Annotated in this window: 23 protein-coding genes and 2 tRNA genes; 17 read left to right on the top strand and 8 right to left on the bottom strand. The window is 27.4% G+C overall.

All coding sequences use genetic code 11. From position 1 onward, the window contains the following. Positions 1-49: 49 nt before the first annotated feature. Both Q0K19_RS07245 and Q0K19_RS07240 read right to left on the bottom strand, forming a co-directional pair. Positions 50-652, bottom strand: a complete 603-nt coding sequence (locus Q0K19_RS07245) for a hypothetical protein (protein WP_297246764.1) — start codon at positions 650-652, stop codon at positions 50-52. After that, positions 652-2,121 carry a CsgG/HfaB family protein gene (locus Q0K19_RS07240; protein WP_297246762.1) on the bottom strand — a complete coding sequence of 490 codons (1,470 nt, stop codon included), beginning with the start codon at positions 2,119-2,121 and terminating at the stop codon, positions 652-654. The genes Q0K19_RS07245 and Q0K19_RS07240 overlap by 1 nt, the downstream gene beginning before the upstream one ends. 149 nt (positions 2,122-2,270) lie before the next feature. Here Q0K19_RS07240 and Q0K19_RS07235 point away from each other — a divergent pair, with 149 nt between their 5' ends. The 11 genes from Q0K19_RS07235 (at position 2,271) to Q0K19_RS07185 (ending at position 13,234) form a co-directional block, all read left to right on the top strand. Further along, positions 2,271-2,705, top strand: a complete 435-nt coding sequence (locus Q0K19_RS07235; protein ID WP_297246760.1) for a YbaB/EbfC family nucleoid-associated protein — start codon at positions 2,271-2,273, stop codon at positions 2,703-2,705. Positions 2,706-2,710: 5 nt separating this feature from the next. Beyond that, a complete protein-coding gene (gene recR / locus Q0K19_RS07230) occupies positions 2,711-3,316 on the top strand; it encodes a recombination mediator RecR (RefSeq protein WP_297246758.1) in 606 nt (201 codons plus the stop codon). Between the two features lie 62 nt (positions 3,317-3,378). Beyond that, positions 3,379-4,314 (top strand): carbohydrate kinase family protein, encoded by a 936-nt coding sequence (locus tag Q0K19_RS07225; protein ID WP_297246756.1) that lies wholly within the window; start codon positions 3,379-3,381, stop codon positions 4,312-4,314. 28 nt (positions 4,315-4,342) lie between these two features. Further along, positions 4,343-5,284 carry a pseudouridine-5'-phosphate glycosidase gene (locus Q0K19_RS07220; protein WP_297246754.1) on the top strand — a complete coding sequence of 314 codons (942 nt, stop codon included), beginning with the start codon at positions 4,343-4,345 and terminating at the stop codon, positions 5,282-5,284. A gap of 308 nt (positions 5,285-5,592) precedes the next feature. Next, on the top strand, positions 5,593-6,639 hold the full coding sequence (locus tag Q0K19_RS07215) for an ATP/GTP-binding protein (RefSeq protein ID WP_297246752.1): 1,047 nt from the start codon (positions 5,593-5,595) through the stop codon (positions 6,637-6,639). 2 nt (positions 6,640-6,641) lie between these two features. Next, positions 6,642-7,193 (top strand): DNA-binding protein, encoded by a 552-nt coding sequence (locus Q0K19_RS07210; protein ID WP_297246750.1) that lies wholly within the window; start codon positions 6,642-6,644, stop codon positions 7,191-7,193. Between the two features lie 37 nt (positions 7,194-7,230). After that, a complete protein-coding gene (locus tag Q0K19_RS07205; protein WP_297246748.1) occupies positions 7,231-9,231 on the top strand; it encodes a S9 family peptidase in 2,001 nt (666 codons plus the stop codon). A gap of 103 nt (positions 9,232-9,334) precedes the next feature. Then, a complete protein-coding gene (locus tag Q0K19_RS07200) occupies positions 9,335-10,951 on the top strand; it encodes a CTP synthase (RefSeq protein ID WP_297246746.1) in 1,617 nt (538 codons plus the stop codon). A 117-nt stretch (positions 10,952-11,068) separates the two neighbouring features. Continuing rightward, the gene (locus tag Q0K19_RS07195; RefSeq protein ID WP_297246744.1) at positions 11,069-11,401 is read left to right on the top strand and encodes a cupin domain-containing protein; all 333 of its coding nucleotides are present in this window, start codon (positions 11,069-11,071) and stop codon (positions 11,399-11,401) included. 146 nt (positions 11,402-11,547) lie between these two features. Further along, positions 11,548-12,198 carry a hypothetical protein gene (locus Q0K19_RS07190; protein ID WP_297246743.1) on the top strand — a complete coding sequence of 217 codons (651 nt, stop codon included), beginning with the start codon at positions 11,548-11,550 and terminating at the stop codon, positions 12,196-12,198. Positions 12,199-12,226: 28 nt separating this feature from the next. Beyond that, entirely contained in the window at positions 12,227-13,234 is a 1,008-nt protein-coding gene (locus Q0K19_RS07185) for a calcium/sodium antiporter (RefSeq protein ID WP_297246741.1), read from the top strand. Here Q0K19_RS07185 and Q0K19_RS07180 read toward each other — a convergent pair whose 3' ends face one another. From Q0K19_RS07180 to Q0K19_RS07165, 4 genes are read right to left on the bottom strand one after another with little or no spacing between them, the layout of a single operon-like run. Continuing rightward, on the bottom strand, positions 13,235-13,921 hold the full coding sequence (locus Q0K19_RS07180; RefSeq protein ID WP_297246739.1) for an ATP-binding cassette domain-containing protein: 687 nt from the start codon (positions 13,919-13,921) through the stop codon (positions 13,235-13,237). After that, the gene (locus Q0K19_RS07175; protein WP_297246737.1) at positions 13,911-14,639 is read right to left on the bottom strand and encodes an ABC transporter permease; all 729 of its coding nucleotides are present in this window, start codon (positions 14,637-14,639) and stop codon (positions 13,911-13,913) included. Before Q0K19_RS07175 ends, Q0K19_RS07180 begins: the two co-directional genes overlap by 11 nt. Positions 14,640-14,641: 2 nt before the next feature. Then, the gene (locus Q0K19_RS07170; protein ID WP_297246735.1) at positions 14,642-15,052 is read right to left on the bottom strand and encodes an META domain-containing protein; all 411 of its coding nucleotides are present in this window, start codon (positions 15,050-15,052) and stop codon (positions 14,642-14,644) included. A 32-nt stretch (positions 15,053-15,084) separates the two neighbouring features. Then, the gene (locus Q0K19_RS07165; RefSeq protein ID WP_297246733.1) at positions 15,085-15,489 is read right to left on the bottom strand and encodes an META domain-containing protein; all 405 of its coding nucleotides are present in this window, start codon (positions 15,487-15,489) and stop codon (positions 15,085-15,087) included. Between the two features lie 183 nt (positions 15,490-15,672). Here Q0K19_RS07165 and Q0K19_RS07160 point away from each other — a divergent pair, with 183 nt between their 5' ends. Both Q0K19_RS07160 and Q0K19_RS07155 read left to right on the top strand, forming a co-directional pair. Continuing rightward, positions 15,673-16,530 (top strand): zinc ABC transporter substrate-binding protein, encoded by an 858-nt coding sequence (locus tag Q0K19_RS07160; protein ID WP_297246731.1) that lies wholly within the window; start codon positions 15,673-15,675, stop codon positions 16,528-16,530. A 9-nt stretch (positions 16,531-16,539) separates the two neighbouring features. Next, positions 16,540-17,280 carry a metal ABC transporter ATP-binding protein gene (locus Q0K19_RS07155; RefSeq protein WP_297246729.1) on the top strand — a complete coding sequence of 247 codons (741 nt, stop codon included), beginning with the start codon at positions 16,540-16,542 and terminating at the stop codon, positions 17,278-17,280. 665 nt (positions 17,281-17,945) lie between these two features. On the opposite strand, the gene Q0K19_RS07150 is transcribed toward Q0K19_RS07155, so the two are convergent. Both Q0K19_RS07150 and Q0K19_RS07145 read right to left on the bottom strand, forming a co-directional pair. Beyond that, positions 17,946-18,761, bottom strand: coding sequence for a metal ABC transporter permease (locus Q0K19_RS07150; RefSeq protein ID WP_297246727.1), 816 nt, complete (start codon positions 18,759-18,761; stop codon positions 17,946-17,948). 36 nt (positions 18,762-18,797) lie between these two features. Further along, positions 18,798-19,850: a DegT/DnrJ/EryC1/StrS family aminotransferase gene (locus Q0K19_RS07145; RefSeq protein ID WP_297246725.1), complete on the bottom strand. Its 1,053-nt coding sequence runs from the start codon at positions 19,848-19,850 to the stop codon at positions 18,798-18,800. Positions 19,851-20,027: 177 nt separating this feature from the next. On the opposite strand from Q0K19_RS07145, the gene Q0K19_RS07140 reads away from it, so the two are divergent. From Q0K19_RS07140 to Q0K19_RS07125, 4 genes are all read left to right on the top strand, one after another. Then, entirely contained in the window at positions 20,028-20,990 is a 963-nt protein-coding gene (locus Q0K19_RS07140; protein WP_297246723.1) for an ABC transporter substrate-binding protein, read from the top strand. 66 nt (positions 20,991-21,056) lie between these two features. Further along, positions 21,057-21,809: a tRNA pseudouridine(38-40) synthase TruA gene (gene truA, locus Q0K19_RS07135; RefSeq protein WP_297246721.1), complete on the top strand. Its 753-nt coding sequence runs from the start codon at positions 21,057-21,059 to the stop codon at positions 21,807-21,809. A gap of 63 nt (positions 21,810-21,872) precedes the next feature. Then, positions 21,873-21,955, top strand: a tRNA-Ser gene (locus tag Q0K19_RS07130). Between the two features lie 33 nt (positions 21,956-21,988). Beyond that, positions 21,989-22,061, top strand: a tRNA-Arg gene (locus tag Q0K19_RS07125). Positions 22,062-22,080 lie beyond the last annotated feature (19 nt).

The raw sequence follows: 22,080 nt of genomic DNA, 5'->3' as shown, positions 1-22,080 counted from the left end.
CTATAATATTTATATGTATGAAAAAATAATTAATGGTTTATTTTATTTGTTAGAGAGGGTGATTCAAAGAAAATAGAAATCCAGCATCTTTATTTATTGGCTCATAAAATGGCACAAAACTAAAGCTGAATCCGTCATTCTTTTTATTACCATAAACCCTTTGATAGCTGTCATAAGCTACCGCAGCTCCGCAGAATAATCCAGCTGTTATTTCAAATAGCAAAGTTGATACCCATAAATCTTTATATCTTTTTCTTCCTGTAGTTGAAGTAATAACATTGGAGTTTTCTATAGATGATAGTAACATTATTGCATAAGTAGCATAAGTATATGAGAAAAATGCAGTTAAAATAAATGTTACTTCGGTATATCTAAAAGGATTGCTTTTATAAGTATCTTCCAATATAACAGGTGAACTTACAACTCCATTTTGATTTATAATATTTGTACCTTCCATACTAAAGAATGAGCCTACACTGTTAGTATCAATATTATATTCAGTTTTTAATTGTTCATTTGTTTCAGTTACAGTTTTTTTCACTGCATTATTATTTTCATTAGTTCCGTATTCCTTAGCTATATCAGAAAAATAAAAGGCACCAAAAAATGTATTTGATATGATAAATAGTATTAATATAATTTTAGTACTCATTATAGTATAAAAAACGCTCCAAATGTAAATTCTAATCCTGTAAGATTAACAGTTTTAATCTTTTCCGGTAAAGAAACCTCATGACCATCACTGAAAACGCCTAAATTAATAGGATTAGTGTAAAATCTATATCCAACTCCTAAATTTAATCCTATAGTATCTGTAACATTATACTGTAAAGAAGCTATAGCTCCTATGCCAAACATAATATCTCTTGAATCTATTTTAGATCCGCTTTTTAAATAGCTGTAGCTGTCAGTATAGTAATTTCCTCCAATTACTTCTCCTATAGTTGTAAACGATATTCCCATACCTATATAAGGAGCAATTACAAATCTCAAAACTTCCTGATATAAATTTATATTAATATCGAAATTAAATCTAGTGTCTACAGCATAACTTGATTTTAAAAAGTCTCCGAATAATATACCTATACTTAAATTTGGTGAAAATAATACACCATTATATCCCATTTTAAGATGCAGACCCAAAGCATATTCATTTTTCTTTAATGATATTTTTATTTTTCCTGCATTTGGGTTATAACTGCTTTGATATATTTTTTCTGTAGCCTGTATGTTATAAGAAGCATAATTTAAGAATATTCCGAATCCGAAATCACCTATAACTGTTTCTCTAGCAATATCTCCCGGCAATATATTATTTCCTCTTGATATTTTTGCTATTGAATATTCATTATTAAGTTCTTTTATTCTTAAAGTACCTTTATAGTTATATCCTCCGCTTATTACATTTCCAGAAGGCAGTATTATATCTTCTTTTTTGGAATAAACTTTAAATCTAGTTTTTGAACTTACTCCATGATTTTTACCAGCAAGAAGTATTACATTTCCGCCGTCTACATCAGCTATAGTTAATGTTATTTTGAATATGCTTTTCATTTTACTTTCTACTTTGTATGCCAAATTATTGCAGGCATTATCAATAAGACTTTCTCTTAAAGAATAAGAAGGGTATGTACTAGTACTGTAATAAGCAGAACCTTGTAATTTTGAAGAGTAAAGTATTTTAGTAGTTTCTACATCAACTATTTGAAGTACCATATCAACTGTAGAATATAAACTAAAACTGCCGTCATCATTATATTCTACTGCAACATTAGCGGCCACTATTTTACCTGTTACTGCTTTTGAATATCCGTATATTTTACCAACTTCAATTACTTGTTTTTCTGTGATACCAGTTAATTGAAGTTCCATTTCTTTTAAATATTTATCTAAATTTTTCCTATCTACTATATTAAATCTATTCATTCTTGTTAATGAATTTTCTATTAATGCTGTCATTTTAGCACCTACCTCTTCACCATATCCAGATGATGTACCTTGTATTTCGAAGACAGCTATATTTTCCTTTTCGTAAGTTTCGCCTATTTCTTTTTTTATTTGCTGAGATAGCAATAGAGATGGAAATATCAATATTAAAAATACAATTTTTCTTATAAACATTATTATATAGTTTTATTTCAATTTTCATTAACCTAGTATATGTTATATTCTTAGAATAAAAAAGTCAAATTTATACAGTTTTATTATTGTTGATAAATTATTAAAAAGAATATATATTATATCATATTAATAAAGAGGAGTATAAAATTATGAGTGAAAATAGTATAAAATACAGTTCAGCAGGTAATTTAGTATCTTTGACTATGAATAAATCGTATAATATAACTAGTTTTAGTATAGATGAAAGTCTTTTAGCAAAGGATCAGAAAGAATTATTAGAAGAAATGATAAGCTCAAGCATTAATGAAGCTGTTTCAAAAGTAAATGAGTTAAGAAAAAAATTAGAGGAAGAAGATTCTGATAATGAAAGAGAACAGGCTAAACCACAGCCTAATTTGTTTAATATGAATTTTAAAGATATGAATCAGATGTTTAATGATATAAGCAAAATGACTTCCGTAGAGTATAAAGACGGCAAAATAAATATTTCTTTAGATTCTATAACTCCAGATATGATATCAAAGATGAATGATATGATGAATAACATGAATAATAAAAATGATGATGATAATAAAAAGGAATAATCATTTTGAATAATATACAATCCTTAGATAAACTTACACAGATTATATCAAGACTTCCAGGCATAGGTACAAGGACAGCTATGAGGCTTGCCTTGTATTTATTTGACTGTGATGATGAATATTTAAAAGAATTTTCAGAGGTTTTATCTTCTTTGCATGAAAATATTAAGTTATGCAATATATGCTATAGTTTGAGTGATAATGATATTTGTGATATATGCAGTAATGATAAGAGAGAGCATAATAAAATATGTATTGTAGAATCTTATCCGGATATGCTTGCTATAGAAAAAACAGAAGAATATAATGGAGTTTATCATATATTAGGAGGGCTTATATCTCCTCTTAAAGGCATTGGTATAAGCGACATAAGAATAAGAGAACTTATAGAAAGAGTTAATAAAAATAATATAGAAGAAATAATGATAGCATTCAGTGCATCTTTAGAAGCTGATACAACTGCATCATATATTTATAAAACATTAAAAGAAAATAATTTTAGCGGTAAAGTAACACGCATCACTTATGGAATATCTTTAGCAAGCGATATAGAAAATGCAGATTCAAGGTCTTTAGCTAGAAGTATTTTAGACAGAGTCGAAATGAATTAATTTTTAATTTTTTTTAGTTTTTTTGTTTATAGTTATTATAATTATTATATAAAAGGCATTAAATGAAAAATTATATAGTATCTATTGGCGGCTCAAATATAGATATACAAGGATTTTCAAAAAGCAGAATACTTTTAAAAGAATCCAATCCGGGAAAAATAAAAGTCTGTACAGGCGGAGTAGAAAGAAATATCATTAATAACTTATCGAATATAGGATTGAAAAATATAAAATTTATTACTTCTATAGGAAATGATATTTTCGGTGATATACTTTTCAATAATATAAAATCATTAGGTGTTGATGTTTCTTATATAGTAAGGAATGGAAGCAGCACTTCATATATAGCTATTATGAATAATGACAGAGATATGGAAATAGCTATGTCTGATATGGATACTTTAGATAAGAATATAAATATCGAGTATTTAGAGAGTATAAAAGATATTATAGAAAATGCTGAGTTCATAACTATGGATGCCGTTATGAATAGAGATATATTTGAATACATTATAAAAAACTTTCCAAATAAAAAACTTCTTACCGATGCCGTTTCAATAAAAAAATCAGAACATATAAAAGGATTAGAAAAACATATTTATGCTTTGAAGCTTAATTCTAATGAAGCATCTTTTCTTATTGACAGAGATATAAATACTATAGAAGAAGGAAAAGAGGCTGTAAAAATATTTTTAGAAAAAGGCGTCAAAGAAATTTATATAACATTCGGGGCTTTAGGTATATGTTACGGTACTTATAATAATATTAATGAAGCATATTATCTTAAAGCTCCAAAGGTTAATATTGTAAATGCTACAGGGGCAGGTGATGCTTTTATGGCTGGAATTGTATATTCTATATTTCATGATTATGATTTGGATTATAAAGTGAAGTTTGCTGCTGTTATGGCTATGTTTGCTTTGGAGAGCGAGGAAACGGTTAATGACGGTACTAATTTTGATAAAGTAACAAAAAGAATAGATATATTTTTGGAATAAAAAATTAATTAAATATTGGAGAATAAATATGAATAATTTAGAAGAATTTTTAGATATAAGCGAAGAAGTTAAAGAGGCTTTATATGAGAAAAAGGCTGTTGTGGCATTAGAAAGTACAATAATATCACATGGTATGCCTTATCCTGAAAATGTTGAAAGTGCTTTAAACTCTGAAAAAAATATACGTGAAAATAATGCAGTGCCTGCTACCATTGCGATAATAAAAGGAAGAATAAAAGTAGGTTTAAATAAAGAAGAACTCGAATATATGGGCTCTAATAAAAATATAGCAAAATCAAGCAGAAGAGATTTACCTGTTATGCTTGCTTTAAAAAAAGACGGTGCTACTACGGTAACAACTACTATGATAGGTGCTTCTCTTGCAGGAATAAAAGTATTTGCTACAGGAGGAATCGGAGGAGTTCACAGATATGCTCAGGAAACTTTTGATATATCAGCCGATTTGCAGGAATTAAGCAAAACAAATGTTGCTGTTGTATGTGCAGGAGCAAAATCAATACTTGATATAGGGCTTACCATAGAATATCTTGAAACTTTTGGTATACCTGTTCTTGGTTATAAAACAGAAAATTTCCCAGCATTCTACACAAGAGAAAGCGGATACAAAGTTGATTATAAAATAGATACTACAAAAGATATAGCTAATATACTTAATACAAAATGGAAATTAGATTTGAACGGCGGGGTTTTAGTTTGTAATCCTATACCTGAAGAATATGAAATGGATAAAGATTACATCAATAAAATAATAGATGATACTGTAAAAGAGGCTAGGGATAAAAACATATCAGGAAAAAATGTTACTCCTTATATACTAGCTAAGCTTCATAGCGTAACAGAAAATAAGAGTCTTAAAGCTAACAAAGAGCTAGTTTATAATAATTGCCGTGTTGCTGCTAACATTGCTTATTATTATTCAAATTTGATTAGATATACTAAAAATTTTTAACTTTGTCAACTGATGTACTTTATATATATTATCTACTTTTTTCCGCACAAAAAAGTAGCAAAAAACTCAATTACTAGAACTTTATATTTGAAAAATATTTATTAAATATAGGATATAACCTAAATTTAGATTAAAAATGCAGGCTTTTTGGTTCTTTGTGCCAACAAAAGAACTGGGGTGCGGGGCAAAGCCCTGCAGATATTTAAAATTCAAAAAAATTATTTATGACAAAATATAGTTGTTTAGGTATAACATAATAAATAATTTTAATAATGTTAACTCCGATATTGATAATGGAGTATTTTAATATGTATGTAGAAAATGTTCGTATAAATAATTTTACAGTATTTAAAGATTGCTATACAGATTTCAGTAAAGGAGTTAACATATTTATTGGTGAGAATGGAACAGGCAAAACTCATTTACTTAAAGTTATTTATTGTTTAAATGAATATTTCTATGATGTGAAAAATCCAACATATTATTCTGCATTATCTGGCAGTCATTTTCCATTAGATAATATAGATTCTGTATCTGGTAATTATCTTCCTTTAAAAATTTGGGAAATTATTTTTAATAAACATATATTTTTTAAACCTTTTTCAATGTTAGTTAATGAATATGCTAATAATTTAGATGAGGCTTCTACTATTGACTCGTTTAATCTTTATTTAAAAGAAATGAATATTTTTCCATTTAATAAAAAATTTACATACATACCATGCAAAGATATTTTAACTAATTCAAAAGGTTTTATTTCATTATATAATAAAAGGGAAGTATCTTTTGAATCTGTATACTATGATATTTTAAATAAGGCTTTTGTGCCTCAATTAAGAGAATTAGATCCATATTTAGAAGATATTACAAAAAAAATAGAAAATGCAATAGGCGGAATAGTTATTCAAAAAGATGAAGTATTTTTTATTAAGTATAAAGATTTTGGTGAAGTTCAGTTTACAATGGTGGCAGAAGGGCATAAAAAACTTGCTTTGCTTTGGCTTCTTATAAAAAATGGAGAGATAGATAAAGATACTATACTTCTTTTTGATGAACCTGAATCAAATTTAAATCCTAAACTCACAAGAGTTCTAGTTGAAATATTACTAAGTTTATCAAGATTAGGTGTTCAAATATTTTTAGCCACACATAATAATTTTATCATAGAAGATTTTGAATTACAAAGAAAAGAAAATGATAAAATAAAGTTTCATTCTTTTTATTTTGATGAAGATAAAAACAATGGTGTATTAATTGAAAGTAATGAATATTTAAATAATATACAGCATAATTCAATAGAAGATAAATTTGAAGAACAGCATTTACAATCTATAGAAAAAGCATTTAAAAATTGATTATGGAAGTATTTGAAAAGAAAAGTAATTTTAAAATGATTTATGATGATAATTCTAATATCACTGTAAGAAAAATAGATGATGAGAATTTGAATTATAGTCATTTCATGAAGAATGTTGATTTTATTGTATATGTTAATAATATAATTGTTTTTATTGAAGTAAAAAATTATAATAAAAAATATTTATCACTTCAAACAGAAGAAGAAAGAAAAGATTTCTTTTCAAAATTTGTATATAGAAAACCAGAAAATGGACATTCATACACCTATGATTGTATACAAAAAGCAAGAGATACATTTATAAGAGAATATTCATCAAATAAATTAGGAAGCAATATACATTATTATGTTATTGTTTCTATGCCTAATACTGTTCCTAATTTTGTATTAAGAAATATGCGTAAAGATTTGGAACGTTATTTACCTATTTTTTCAAAAGTTGATGATAAATTATATACTAATCAATTTATACATACTTCTAATGTTTTATCAGAAAATTCTTGGAATAATTATATGAAAAATATATTAGGTATTGAAGTTAATTTTTATTAGTATATTTTTATAAATAATTTTAATAATGGATTTATATATGGAAAATTTAAATATCAAAGACTTTTTGAAATTCAATTTTTTATCAAATATAGAGCTTTCAAAAGATAATAAAAATTTACTGTTTGTTAAAAGCAATCAGGATTATGAAAATAATAATTATATTTCAGATGCTTTCATTTATAATATTGAAAAAAATAAAATTTATAAACTCACTTCAGTAAAAGATGCTTCTCTTGTTTCTTGGCTTGATAATGATACTGTAATATTTAAATCATCATTAAGAGATGAAGAATTGAAAAGCAAAAAATATGAGGAGTTTATTGATTATTCTTTAATTTATTCTATTAATATAAACGGAGGAGAGGCAGAGAGTTTATTTAATATTGAACTTGAAGTAATAGATTTATATTCTATAGATGAAAATAATTTTTTGATAAAAGCAATTTATGATATTAACAGAGATAAAAAAAGAAAAGAAGATAATTATTTAGAATGGGCTAAAGAAGAAATTGATTATGAAGTATTTGATGAAATTCCTTTTTGGATTAATAATGTAGGCGTAACAAATAAGAAAAGGGATAGACTCTATCATTATAATAAAAAAGAAAATAAATTGATTGCTATTACAGATGAATACAGTAATGTTAATTCTTTTAAATATAAAGATGGTAAAGTATTATGTATTATAAACTCTTTTAAAGACAAAGCTCCTACCACTTCAGAACTTCGATTATATGATATAAATGATCTTAATAATATAAAAGAAAAAATTATTATAGATTCTAATAAATACGTAATATACTTTGCTGATTTTATAATCGATGATGATAATAAAGAAAAAATTATATCTGTTATGACTGACATGAAAAAATACGGACTCAATGAAAATAGCAGTTTCTATTTAATAGATGAAAATAATAATATTAATCTTGTATATCATTATGATAATGGGCTTGGAAATATGATAGGAACTGATTGTTCTTTTGGAGGCGGTAAGGATATAAGAGTTTATAAAGATAAAATATATTTTGTAGGCACAGAAAATGAAAATGCTCATATTAAATGCTTGGATTTAAAAGGAAATATAAAAAATATCACTAATAAACAAGGAGCGGTTAATTATTTTGATGTTTCTAATGATGATATATATTTTATAGCTTTCAGAGATTTGAAACTAGAAGAAATATATTGTATTAATAAAGAAACAGAAAAGCAATTAACTTATTTCAATGAAGATATATTAAAAGAAAAAAGTTTATCAATACCGGAGAAAGTTTCATTTAAGACTCCTAATAATTTTGAAATAGACGGCTGGGTATTAAAGCCAATAAATTATGATGAAAATAAAAAATATCCTGCAATACTTGATATACATGGAGGGCCGAAAACTGCTTACGGAGAAATATTCTTTAATGAAATGCAGGTCTTGGCTAATATGGGTTATTTTGTATTTTTCTGCAATCCTAGAGGAAGCGAAGGAAAAGGAAATGCATTTGCCGATATAAGAGGAATATACGGAACTATTGATTATGAAGATATAATGAAGTTTACTGATATTGTTCTTGAAAAATATACTAATATAGATAAAAGCAGAGTAGGAGTAACAGGCGGATCTTACGGCGGATTTATGGTTAATTGGATAATAGGGCATACTGATAGATTCAAATGTGCAGCTTCTCAGCGTTCTATATCAAATTGGATAGATGATTTCGGAACTACTGATATAGGTTATTATTTCAATCCTGATGAGTTAGGCGGAGATGTATGGAGTGGTTTTGATAAGTTATGGGAACAGTCGCCGTTAAAATATGCTAATAATGCAAAGACTCCTACATTATTCATACATAGCGAAGAAGATTACAGATGCTATCAGAGTCAGGCTTTTCAAATGTTTACTGCTTTGAAATATTATGGTGTTGAATCTAGGATATGTTTGTTTAAAGGTGAAAATCATGACCTTTCAAGAAGCGGAAAACCTAAGCACAGACTTAGAAGGCTAAAAGAAATTACAGATTGGTTTGAAAAATATTTAAAATAGATTGAATTAAAAATTAATAATTACTTGATTTAATACTAATTTATGATAATGTTAAGAGGTTTGATAATAATAAATAAAAATAAAAAAATTAATTGAGGATTATATGAATACTAAATACATATTTGTAACAGGCGGAGTTGTATCTGGTTTAGGAAAAGGGATAACAGCATCTTCATTAGGAAGACTTTTAAAGGCTAGAGGATTAAGCGTAACTATACAGAAATTTGATCCTTATATCAATCTTGACCCCGGTACTATGAGTCCATTTCAGCATGGTGAGGTTTTTGTTACTGATGACGGTGCAGAAACGGATTTGGATATTGGGCATTATGAAAGATTTATAGATGAAAATTTAAATAAATTTAGTAATGTTACGACAGGAAAAATTTATCAGCATGTTATAAATATGGAGCGTGAAGGTAAATATTTAGGTGAAACTGTTCAGGTTATACCTCATATTACCAATGAAATAAAAAGAAGAATATACAGAGAGAATGATACAAAAAGAACTGATATAGTTATAACAGAGATAGGCGGAACTATAGGTGATATAGAATCTTTGCCTTATATTGAAGCTATAAGACAGATAAAAACAGAATTAGGTCAGGATAATGTTCTATATATACATGTAACATTGATTCCTTTTATAAGTTCATCTGAAGAAATAAAGACAAAACCTACTCAGCATAGCGTAAAAGAACTTATGCAAAGCGGTATTATACCGGATATTTTGGTATGCAGAACTAGTAAGCATTTGCAGGACTCTCATAAATCAAAAATAGCATTATTCTGCAATCTTCCTAAAGAAAATGTATTTGAAAACTTTGATGAGCCTAATATTTATAATGTACCTATAATGCTTGAATCACAGGGACTTTCAGATGTTGTATGCAAACATTTTAAGTTACAGACTGCTAAAATAGATTTAACAGATTGGACAGAGTTAATAATTAGGCAGAAAAATATTTCTATAACAAATGAAAGAGTGAGAATAGCTATAGTTGGAAAGTATATTTCTATGAAAGATGCTTATATATCTTTAATCGAGGCATTAAATCATGGCGGTATATATAATGATATTAATGTTGATATAGAATGGATTTCAGCTGAAGAATTAGAAAATAAGGATAATATATCAGAATATTTCAAAGATATTCAGGGACTTATAATACCTGGTGGATTCGGAGAGAGAGGAGTAGAAGGAAAAATACAGGCTATAAAATATGCTAGAGAAAACAAAATACCTTATTTGGGAATATGTTTGGGTATGCAGCTTATGAGCGTAGAATTTGCTAGAAATGTACTTAAATTGGAAGATGCCAATACTATAGAAGTTAAAGAAAATGCTAAGAATCCTATAATTACACTTATGGAAGAGCAGAAAAAAAGCATATTAAAAGGCGGTACTATGAGGCTTGGTGCTTTTGCCTGCGATATAAAAGAAGGAAGTTTAGCTAATAAACTATATGATAAAACTGAAATTAGCGAAAGGCATAGACATAGATATGAATTTAACAATGAATATATAGATGTAATGGAAAAAGCTGGATTTTTTGTAACAGGACGCATGAAAAATGCTGATTTGGTTGAGATTGTAGAATTGAAAGATCATCCTTTTATGATAGGAGTACAATTCCACCCTGAATTAAAATCAAGAATCACTAATCCTCATCCTTTATTTGTAGGATTTGTAGAGGCTGCTAAAAAATTAAAAGCATGATTATTTATTGTTGCTTAATATCGAATATTTTTATAAAAAAATATTTTTTGTTGCTGCAGCAACGGATTTTTATATATATAAGTTAGATAATAGTAGCAAAATAATCAAGGTTTATATATGGAGAATTATATTAATAATATAGATTATAAAAAAGTAGTTGCTTTAAAAGATTTAGTAGCAATTAAAGATATATCTATGCTTTCATTAGTTGATAGAAAAAGTTTAGCTATGAATATAATATCAGTTGATAAAAGTAAAGAAATTCCTACACATACAAGCACAGGAGATGTTTTAGTTACTGTGATTGATGGAAAGGCAGAAATAATAATTGATGGAACTTCATTTGAAACATCATCTGGAGAATCTATTTTAATTCCTGCTAATGCTCCTCATTCATTGAAGGCTATAGAAGCATTCAAGATATTAGTTATACAAGTGAAATCCGAGTAACCCTAAATAAATTCATAATTATGGTATGGGATTATTTCTTGTCCCATACCATCTTTATATAATGTAAAAATATTATAAATACTTATTTAAAATTTAATGAAAATAATATATATTATTAGATATATATTTTTTATAGGATTTATATTATGGGAAAAGTGAAAAATGTTTTTACTATGGCAACTTTATATCTTATCAAGAATTTACTAAATTTTTCTTCAAGATTATTGCCGGTATTTATAATTATAGTATCTTTATTAAAAGTATCAAAAGTATTGATTGATTTAAGCTGGTATTTTGTTCTAGTTATGTTATTAATAGAAGTGATACTTGTAATATTTGCATTGGCTTTTGATTCTATGTTTTTCAAAAATAAGAAAGTTTCTGATAATGCTTCAAGCAGTTCATCAGATAATACTGAAGAAGAAAAGTCGCAAACATCTGAAGTGGCAGTTGCTAATAAATTTTCAGTATTGAATATAGCCGTTATATTTTTTGCATTTTTGGGAATAATATTTGTTATATTGAAATTGTTTAATGCTGTTGGCTGGAGTTGGGTATGGGTTCTTTCTCCTTTATGGCTTTCCACTGCATTAGTGCTTGTTATATTATTAATATTTATAATAGTGTTTATAGCATCAGCATTAAGTAAAAAAGATAAGTCCAAAGAAGAAGATAATAGTTCTGAACAATCTTCATCAGAAAAGACAGAGAATACGGAAAAAATAGAAAATACAGGTAACATAGATAACATAGATAATACAGATAATACAGATAATACAGATAATAAAACAGAATAATTAAATAAAATAAAAGGAATATAATTTAATGGAAAATATGTTGTTAAATGTAGTTTTTACGGTAGCAGGAATATTGCTATTATATTTGGGCGGAACATATATTGTAGATGGAAGCGTTATGGTAGCTAATAGGCTTAAAATACCATCTATAGTTATAGGGCTTACTGTTGTTGCTATGGGTACTTCTATGCCGGAGCTTTTTGTAAGTTTATTCGGAGCTTTGAGAGGGGAGAGTGCCATTGCGGTAGGTAATGTTATAGGAAGTAATATATTTAATGTTGTATTTGTTCTTGGGGTATCTGCTTTATTTATGACTATGTCTGCCGGCAAAAAGTCATACTATGTTTCTATGATATCTATGTTTATAATGTATGCAGCTTTAGGTATTATGCTTCTTAATTTTAATACAAAGAGATTAAGCGGAGATAAAATATCTATAATTGAAGGTGTAATACTTATAGTTTTATTATGTATATATGTTTATTATTTATATAGTGTAATATCCAAAGATAAAGATGAATTAGCTGTATTTGAGAAGGAAGTTTCATCATCTACTAAAACTAATTCTATAGCAAGGGCAATATTTAAAATAATAGTTGCTGTATTGGCATTGGCATTCGGTTCTGATATATTTATTAAAGGTGTTACAGGAATATTCAGAAATTTCTTAAGCGAACATATAATAGGTTTCATAGTTGTTGCTGTAGGTACAAGCATACCTGAACTTGTTACAAGTGTAATAGCTGCCATTAAAAAAGAGGCTGATATATCTATAGGAAACATAGTAGGAAGTAATATATTCAATGTTGGAGGCGTTTTAGGTATATCATCTATGGCTTCATTTAAATTCGGCGGTATTGTTTTAAGCGAAGCACAAGATTATTTAATGGACTTTTCTATTATGGTATTTGTAGGATTATTATTATTAGCTTTTACTGTAAAAGGAAAGAGTTTAGGCAAAGTAAAAGGCTGCTTCTTTTTGATTATATATATTGCTTATGTTGTTTATCTTCTTAAAACTACATCTGTATCATAATTAATTATTTATTAATATATCAGTAAGTTTTGCTTGGTGATTTTCTAGTGTATTATTGTCAATATATGTTTGAAATATTAATTGAGTGAAGTTATTTTTATTTGATAATATATATACATAGTCCCCAAGCATAACTGCTTCATATACATCATGGGTAACATAAAAAATAGTTTTATTTGTTTTTGATTTTATATTTTTTATTATATCAATAAGTTCTTTTTTTCTTTTTATATCCTGTCCCTGTAAAGGCTCATCCATAAATATAAAGTTTGAATCATAAGCCAAAGCCCTAGCTAAAGATAATCTTTGCTTCATTCCTCCGCTTAATTCATTAGGTTTTGAGTTTATATTATTTATTAGTCCTGTAATTTCTAATGCATTCTTTATTTTTTTATCCATTTCATTTTTATTTTTTATTTTGTCTTTTAATACATATTCTATATTTTTGTATGAAGTTAAAAAATCTAAAAGTCTAGGCTCTTGATATACGAATGCTTTATCATCTTTATTTATTTTTGATGATATTATATTTAATAGAGAAGTTTTTCCTGAACCTGAAGCACCTAGTATTATATTTATTTTATCCAAATGAAAATCTATATTAAAATTTTTGAATATTATTAAATCATTATAAGAAAGATTTATATTTTCAAGTCTGAATATATAATCATTTATTTTATCTGTCATGATTAATCCTTATAATGATTTCAAATATACCATTAAATATTATTGCAATAAGGCAGTATGCAAACAAACTTACACTATCTAAATATAGATGAGATTCATAAAGTTTAGTACCTATTCCAAAAGAAGGCAAAGCTAATATTTCAGCTGCTAATATGCTTTTCCAAGTTATCCCCATAGATTGAGATATTCCAGTAAATATATATGGTTTTATATACGGTATATAAAGATTGATTATCTGAGTTTTTAAAGATACATTATATGATATTGACATTTCTATTAATTTTTGATCTACATTTATTATGCCGTTTGTTATAGAATCATACATTATTGGGAAAATAACAAGCATAGAAACGAATATTGGAACAGTATTATTATCGAACCATATTATAGCAACTAATATTAATGGTATAGTAGGTATTGTTCTTATAAAATTTATAATTGGTATTAATATATATCTGATAGGCTGAAATATTCCTGCTGATATGCCTACTATAAATGCCAATAAAAAAGATAAAGTAAATGTTATTAATACTCTAATTAAACTTGATGATAAATCTTTATAAAATGATTGTTCAGATATTATTTCTGCAAATTTTTTTAATATATTTGGTATATTTGGAAATACTATTTCAGAATTTACTTTTAAAGCTGTAAAATACCATAAACTAATGAATATAATAACACCTAATATTACATATATAAGTTTTTTATTTTTCATTATTATTTTATTCTTTTGAATATAAGTATTTCATTATCCAAAGTAGTAATTGTAAGATTATTACTTGTAAGTTCTATTGAAGAGGTTTTACTTAATAGTTCTATATATTTTTTTTCTTCTTCTACCGCTTCTGATGCACCGCCCATTTTAGTAACAACCATATCGGTAAATATTATCATATTACCTCTACGCATTTCATATTTTCCTAAATATGTATTAAATCCACTATATCCGTAAAATTCATCATTATAGAATGATATTGTAATTCCTCTTCCTTCAAACATATTTGTAAGCTGAAAAGTTTTTCCATTTAAGGTACTTGTAGATACATTTATTGATTGCGAAGTTGTAGCACAGGAGCTTATAAACATTATTATAGTAAAACTTAGTATTAAAATAAATTTTCTTATCATTAAAATATCCTATATGCATTGTAACATATTACTTAAAATTCTTCAAAGACTAAATTCTCATTGGATAATAAAGTATATATTATTAACTGATTTCCATTAATTTTATAGGAAGTAGCATTTTGCAGCATATTAAGATATTCTATTTCAGCGGCAATTTTATCACTTGTACCTGATTTTTTTGTCATTGAAATAGATAATATGTTAAATATATCTCCATCAACAGTATATGAAGATGAATAATTATTAACAGCAGAAAAACCATGTATTGTATCTGGTGTGAACTCTATCGTAATACCCATATCAGGATATAAACTTACCAATTTAAATCTTCTTCCAAAAAGAGAGTCGTTTTTTGGTTCTTCTATATGAGTAACTTTTGCTGTTGAGCATGAAAATATAAATAATGCTGCTATTAAAACATGTACAATATATTTCATAATTATCCTAAATTTAATATATAATATTATAAATATTTTCGGTAAAAACTTCTTATATTTGATAATGTAATTTTATATAATATTTTATAATGTTAGTATGATAAAACATATTGCAATTTGATGATTCTCATATATAATTAAGAAAATATAATATGAAATTTAAATATAAAGGTATGAAAACTAATGAAAAAATTTTTAACAATTCTTTTTATATTGTCATTGTTAGTTGGATGCAGCAATGTATCAAAAGATAATAAAGATTCTTCAAATAAGCTAAAAGTTTATGCTAGTATTTATCCGATGTATGATTTTGCTAAAAAGATATGCGGGGATAAGGCAGATGTATATAATATGACTTCTGCAGGATCAGAGCCTCATGATTTTGAAATAACTTCAAAAGATATGGCTAATTTAACAAAGGCTAATTTATTTATTTACAATGGAGGCGGAATGGAGCATTGGGTTGATACGGTTAAAGATAGTATAAAAGAATTGAAATATGTAGAAACTTCTTCCAATATAGATGATAAAGGTGTAGATCCGCATTTTTGGCTTTCGCCTATAAAAGCTAAGAAACAGATGGAGAATATAAAAAATGCATTGGCAGAGATAGATGCTGTTAATGCCGATTATTACAATTCTAATTATAATTACTATGCTGACAGATTAGATGAATTAGATAATCATTTTAAAGATGTTTTATCAAAAATAAAAAATACTAATGTAGTAGTCACTCATCCTGCTTTCGGACATTTTTGTGAAGCTTATTCATTAAATCAAGTTGCTATTGCAAGAGATGAGGCAGATCCAAAGGCTATGTCTGATACTATAGCTTTTATTAAGAATAATAATGTAAAGGCTATATTTTATGAAGATTTTTCAAGTTCTAAACTTGTAGATTCTATAGCAAAAGAAACAGGAGCAAAAATACTTACATTAAATCCTATAGAATCTTTAAGCGAGGAATATATTAATGCAGGAGAAGATTATTTTTCTGTAATGGAAAGTAATCTTGTTTCTTTGACTAATGGTCTTAATTAAAATAATATTATGAGTAAGATTATAGAGTTTAAAAATGTACATTTTGGTTATACTTCTGAAGATATACTTAAATGTATAAGTTTTGATGTGAATAAAGGTGATTTCGTATCTATAATAGGTTCTAATGGAGCGGGAAAGAGTACTATATTAAAACTTATTTTAGGAGAGATTAGCCAATTTAGAGGAAGCATAAAATTATATGAAGAGGATATTAACAAATTCAAAGACTGGAAAAGAATAGGATATTTGGAGCAGAATGCTTATTCAAAAATTATGAATTTTCCTGCTACTGTTTATGAAATAGTTATGTCCAATAATTTTGCTGACATAGGTTTATTTAAATTTCCGAATAAAACTCATCGTATAAAAGTTATAAATGCATTAAAGCTTTTGGGTATGGAAAAGTATAAAAATAGAATGATATCCAAACTTTCAGGCGGACAGATTCAAAGAGTTTTTTTAGCAAGAACATTGATATCTGAACCTGATTTACTTGTACTTGATGAGCCTACAAATGGTGTGGACAGAGAAACTATTGATTTAATATACAAAATTTTACAGGATTTAAATAAAGAAAAAAAAGTAACTATCATAATGGTTACGCATGATGTAGAGAAGATGTCTAATATATCAAATAGGGTATTTTGTTTTGAAGAAGGTTCTCTAGTAGAGCTTGAAAAGAAACAAATATACGATGAGCTTTCACATAAGCATAAGCATCCTAATAGCGATAGTGTTTGTTCTTGTTAATTGATTTATTTACATACCCGCCCTTTATTCTTTACTGCTTTATTTTGTATTTTAATTTTCATCATATTTATTGCCTAATTAGAATTTTTAGCACCCGCCCAAGTGTTGATTAAATTTAGAATTTTATTCAACGCACGGTGTACGCCTTTTTTATACATACTGAAAATTTTTAAGTTTATTAATTTTTTGTTGTTCTTTTCCCGCCGCACACCTACATAAAGGTACTCCATTCAGTTGCAGGTGTACTTCATTAAAGAACCTAATATCATAGATAAACTCAGATACGCTTCGCGAAAGTGCAAGTATAAAATTAGTATTAAATAATACTAATTGTGTTTTACAGGTAATATAAGTTACTAAATTAAAGTCAAAATGTGGCCTTTTTGCTTCTTTGTGGCAACAAAAGAAGTGGGGTTTGGGGCAAAGCCCCAAATATCAAAAAAATATAAATTTATTTTTAACAAAATATAGTTGTTTAGGTATAATTTAAATTCTATTTTTAATCAATCTATATTTTAAATTTCATTTTGTGTGCGTTGAGATGATTAAAAATTTAAATAAATTTAGGGTGGGTGTTATAGTTACAGAAAAATCAAAAAAGGAATATAACATTATATTATTAAATGAAACTCTAAATTTAGAGGGTGGGCAGATGTAATAGAATTTTATGCTACATTATGCCTTGATGATAATACAGATTTTAATAATATTATAATAATAAAAGTAATTATGCTTATTAAAACTATAGTAGCCCCAGGCTTAAGACCTTGATAATATGAAATAAATATCCCTAATATTGTAAAAAATAGATTGAATATCACAGCAAAAATAATAGTTTTTTTATAACTATTAGCAATTTGCATAGAACAGGCAACAGGAACTACCATCATTGATGACACTATTAAAGCACCTACAGCCCTTGCTGATATTGATACGGTAACAGCAGTTAATATTGTGAAAATAAAATTAATTCTATTTACAGGAACTCCTGAAAGTTTTGCTAATCTCTCATTGAAAGTTATATAAAAAATTTCTTTATATAAGAAAATGAAAATTAGTATTGATATGGAGCTTATTAATATTACTAATTTCAATTCAAAATCACTTATAGCAACAATACTTCCAAATAAGAAACTATTAAAGTTTGAATTGTTAGCTACGAACCCTGAAAGAAGCCCAGCAATACCTATAGACAAAGACATTATTATAGATATAGACATTTCTCCGTATTTAGCTATTTTCTTTCTTATGAACTCTATTGATAATGCAGAGAGTATGCAGAATATGATTGAAGCTACTATTGGATTTATATTAAAAACTAATCCGAATGTAACACCTGCAAGCGAAGTATGTGAAATAGCATCTCCTATCATAGAAAGCCTTTTTAATACAACGACTACTCCTATGCAAGGTATTATCACAGCAAGCATAATACCTACTAAGAAAGCTTTACGCATAAAATCATATTCAAATATTTCCATAGGATTTTCCCATATAATCACTAAAAAAGTATATTATTATCTTATCTGCTTTATAAGTTTGCAAATGAGTTCAGCTTCATTTTTTTGCAAAGTAGGGTATATAGGCAATGATATGCTTTTTAAATATGCATTCTCAGTATTAGGATAATTTTCATTAGGTAAATTAAGATACTGATGCAAAGGCTTGAATATAGGTCTTGCCGCTTCTACATTATGTCTTTCAAACATTTTTATAGCATCGTATATATTCATGCTGCCGTTAAGCATACATACATATCTATAATATGAAGGACTTTCACTGTCATGAGTAGATAGTTTCATCAAATTACTTTCAAGTATTGCATTATCATAAAATGAAGCTATATCTCCTCTTACTTCAACCATTCTTTCAAGATGTTTAAGCTCTTCTATTCCTATTGAAGCCTGAAGATCTGTTGCACAATAATTGAATCTTCTTACAAAATTTTCTTTTTTATCATAATGAATAATATCTCTTATAGCATCCATTCCTTTTTTCTTTGTAAGTATCATTCCGCCCGCACCGCCTGAAGTAATCATTCTAGTTGCAGAAAGAGAAAAGTATGCAAAATCTCCAAAACTTCCAAGCAAAGTATCTCTATATTTTCCGCCCAAACTATGAGATGCATCCTCTATAACAGGTACTTTAATATCAGCAAGCTCATCTATTAAAGCACAATTTCCAAACATATGAGAAACTATAATTGCTTTAGTTTTTTCATTGATAGCCTCTATAACATTGTCCATAGATATTTGAAAACTGTCTTCATCTATATCTATTAAAACAGGAGTAGCTTTTAAACTTGTAACTACTTGAAGAGGTGAAGCATTAAGAAAAGATGACATTATAACTTCATCGCCTTCGCCAACTTTTAAATGTCTTAATATAAGCTCTAATGCTGCAGTTCCGCTATTAACAAATATTGCTGTAAAACCTTTTCCAAAATAATTAGCAAAAGCTCTTTCAAATTCCTGTATAACATCACCTGTTGCAAGATTATCACTAATCATTACTTTTAAAGCGGATTCTAAATCTTTCTTTCTTATAGTAGGTCTGGAATGTCTAATCAATTTTTATTCCTCATATCAAATTAAAATATTATAAATGATAATATCATAAAATATATTATTTTCAATAAAATTCAATTATGATAAATATATATTTGTAAATTTTATTTGACTTTATTAGTTCAGTATTATATACTACTGGTAATAGTAATTATCTGAAATTTTATAAGGAGTATAATAATGAAAAAGTTACTTATTGCTTTGTCAATTGCATTATTATTCATTGCATCATGTTCAAAAAAAGATAATGCAAATACTTCATCTTTGAGTAAAGATGCTAAAAAAATAGGAATACTTCAGCTTGTAGAGCATTCAGCATTGGATCAGGCCAATAAAGGTTTTGTAGACGGTCTTAAAGAAGCCGGATATGAAGATGGTAAGAATATAACAATAGATTATCAAAATGCTCAAGGTGAACAAGCAAACTGTGTTACAATATCACAGAAATTTATTAATGATAAAGTAGATTTGATATTGGCAATAGCAACACCAGCAGCACAGGCAGTAGCTAATTTAACTAAAGATATACCTATACTTATAACAGCAGTTACAGACCCTGCAGATTCAAAGTTAGTTGCTGATAATAAAGTTCCAGGCGGAAATGTTACAGGTACTTCAGATTTGACACCAGTAAAAGAACAAATGGAGCTTTTAAAAAAATTAGTTCCTTCAGCTAAAAATATAGGTTTTTTATATAGCTCAAGCGAACAGAATTCTAAATTTCAAATAGATATAGCTAAAGCAAAAGCCGATGAATTAGGTCTATCTTATGTAGATGCTACAGTAACAACTCCTAATGATTTACAGCAGGTTGTTCAAAGTTTAATAGGTAAAGTAGATGTTATATATGTACCTACAGATAATATGGTATCAGCTGGTATGGCAAATGTTATAGGTGTTACAGGTCCTGCTAATATACCTGTAATATGCGGGGAGGCTGCTATGCTTGATGCCGGCGGAGTTGCTACTTATGGTATAGATTACTATGAGTTAGGAAAATTAACAGCTAATCAGGCAGTAAAAATATTAAAAGGCGAAGCTAAGCCTGCAGATATGCCTATAGAATATATACAAAATCCTGTATTGGAAATTAATACTAATGCAGCAAAAAAATTAAATATTACAATACCTGCAGATTTATAATAACTATAATTTATGACTATACAAAAGCCTGTATAATTATTTATATGGGCTTTTATTTTTTAATTTATGAATAATATAAAGATAACAATACAATATGACGGTACAGATTTCTATGGTTGGCAGATACAGCCTAATTTAAGAACGGTTCAGGGTGAGATATATAAAGCTGTTCAGAAAGTATATGGAGAAAAGATTACTATATACGGCTGCGGAAGAACGGATGCTGGAGTTCATGCTTTGGGCCAGGTTGCTAATTTCAGAGTTCCTAAAATGCTTGTTCCAATACATAAGGTTCATATAGCTTTGAATTCTTATTTAGATAGAGATTTAAGAATAATAAAAGCTGAAGAGATGCCTGATAGTTTTAATGCAAGAGCCTCCGCTACTTTTAGAGAGTATTTGTATATAGTTCATAATAGCAGTACATCTTTTCCTTTTTATGAAAGATATGCATGGTTTTATAGAAAAAATATTATAGATGAAAAATTAATTAATGAATATGCTAAGTATTTAATAGGTGAGCATAATTTTACTTCATTTTGTTCTACAGAAGATGAGAATGATTCTAAATTTAGGTATTTGGAGAGAGTTAAGGCTATAAGAAAAGGAGATACTATATATTTTATAATTAGAGGCAATGCTTTTTTACATAATATGGTTAGAATAATAGTAGGTACTTTAGTAGAGGGACAGAAGAAAAAAATGCCTATTAATTTTATAGAAGATATATTGAAAAGCGAAGACAGAGCAAGGGCATTTGTAACAGCACCGGCACATGGACTTTATTTCAGAAGAGCCTTTTTTAAAGATGAATTTTAAATTTAAGTAAAAAAAAACTTGAAATAAATTTTATATATGTTATAATGCTTTTTATATTTGTTTGGAGAGTTCGTTCAATTGGTAGAGCAGCGGTCTTGAAAACCGCCGGGCTAACACCCATGTGGGTTCGAGTCCCACACTCTCCGATTTTGTAAAACTTGATAGCTTCTTTATTATAAGGGGCTTTAGCTCATCAGGATAGAGCACTGGTTTCCTAAACCGGGTGGGCAGGTTCGAGTCCTGTAAGCCCCAAAATGTTTTGTCCTAATAT

This window comes from uncultured Brachyspira sp., assembly GCF_944393015.1.
Classification (GTDB): Bacteria; Spirochaetota; Brachyspiria; order Brachyspirales; family Brachyspiraceae; genus Brachyspira.
This window is presented reverse-complemented; position numbering and strand designations above follow the sequence as displayed.

What these genes read in the sequence shown, in the direction of transcription:
- Q0K19_RS07220 (WP_297246754.1), top strand. Translation starts at nt 4,343, where the DNA reads ATGAATAATTTAGAAGAATTTTTAGATATAAGCGAAGAAGTTAAAGAG.
- Q0K19_RS07190 (WP_297246743.1), top strand. Translation starts at nt 11,548, where the DNA reads ATGGGAAAAGTGAAAAATGTTTTTACTATGGCAACTTTATATCTTATC.
- Q0K19_RS07225 (WP_297246756.1), top strand. Translation starts at nt 3,379, where the DNA reads ATGAAAAATTATATAGTATCTATTGGCGGCTCAAATATAGATATACAA.
- Q0K19_RS07170 (WP_297246735.1), bottom strand. Translation starts at nt 15,052, where the DNA reads ATGATAAGAAAATTTATTTTAATACTAAGTTTTACTATAATAATGTTT.
- Q0K19_RS07235 (WP_297246760.1), top strand. Translation starts at nt 2,271, where the DNA reads ATGAGTGAAAATAGTATAAAATACAGTTCAGCAGGTAATTTAGTATCT.
- Q0K19_RS07140 (WP_297246723.1), top strand. Translation starts at nt 20,028, where the DNA reads ATGAAAAAGTTACTTATTGCTTTGTCAATTGCATTATTATTCATTGCA.
- Q0K19_RS07150 (WP_297246727.1), bottom strand. Translation starts at nt 18,761, where the DNA reads ATGGAAATATTTGAATATGATTTTATGCGTAAAGCTTTCTTAGTAGGT.
- Q0K19_RS07205 (WP_297246748.1), top strand. Translation starts at nt 7,231, where the DNA reads ATGGAAAATTTAAATATCAAAGACTTTTTGAAATTCAATTTTTTATCA.
- Q0K19_RS07180 (WP_297246739.1), bottom strand. Translation starts at nt 13,921, where the DNA reads ATGACAGATAAAATAAATGATTATATATTCAGACTTGAAAATATAAAT.
- Q0K19_RS07185 (WP_297246741.1), top strand. Translation starts at nt 12,227, where the DNA reads ATGGAAAATATGTTGTTAAATGTAGTTTTTACGGTAGCAGGAATATTG.
- Q0K19_RS07195 (WP_297246744.1), top strand. Translation starts at nt 11,069, where the DNA reads ATGGAGAATTATATTAATAATATAGATTATAAAAAAGTAGTTGCTTTA.
- Q0K19_RS07210 (WP_297246750.1), top strand. Translation starts at nt 6,642, where the DNA reads ATGGAAGTATTTGAAAAGAAAAGTAATTTTAAAATGATTTATGATGAT.
- Q0K19_RS07165 (WP_297246733.1), bottom strand. Translation starts at nt 15,489, where the DNA reads ATGAAATATATTGTACATGTTTTAATAGCAGCATTATTTATATTTTCA.
- Q0K19_RS07215 (WP_297246752.1), top strand. Translation starts at nt 5,593, where the DNA reads ATGTATGTAGAAAATGTTCGTATAAATAATTTTACAGTATTTAAAGAT.
- Q0K19_RS07155 (WP_297246729.1), top strand. Translation starts at nt 16,540, where the DNA reads ATGAGTAAGATTATAGAGTTTAAAAATGTACATTTTGGTTATACTTCT.
- truA (WP_297246721.1), top strand. Translation starts at nt 21,057, where the DNA reads ATGAATAATATAAAGATAACAATACAATATGACGGTACAGATTTCTAT.
- Q0K19_RS07240 (WP_297246762.1), bottom strand. Translation starts at nt 2,121, where the DNA reads ATGTTTATAAGAAAAATTGTATTTTTAATATTGATATTTCCATCTCTA.
- Q0K19_RS07200 (WP_297246746.1), top strand. Translation starts at nt 9,335, where the DNA reads ATGAATACTAAATACATATTTGTAACAGGCGGAGTTGTATCTGGTTTA.
- Q0K19_RS07245 (WP_297246764.1), bottom strand. Translation starts at nt 652, where the DNA reads ATGAGTACTAAAATTATATTAATACTATTTATCATATCAAATACATTT.
- Q0K19_RS07175 (WP_297246737.1), bottom strand. Translation starts at nt 14,639, where the DNA reads ATGAAAAATAAAAAACTTATATATGTAATATTAGGTGTTATTATATTC.
- Q0K19_RS07160 (WP_297246731.1), top strand. Translation starts at nt 15,673, where the DNA reads ATGAAAAAATTTTTAACAATTCTTTTTATATTGTCATTGTTAGTTGGA.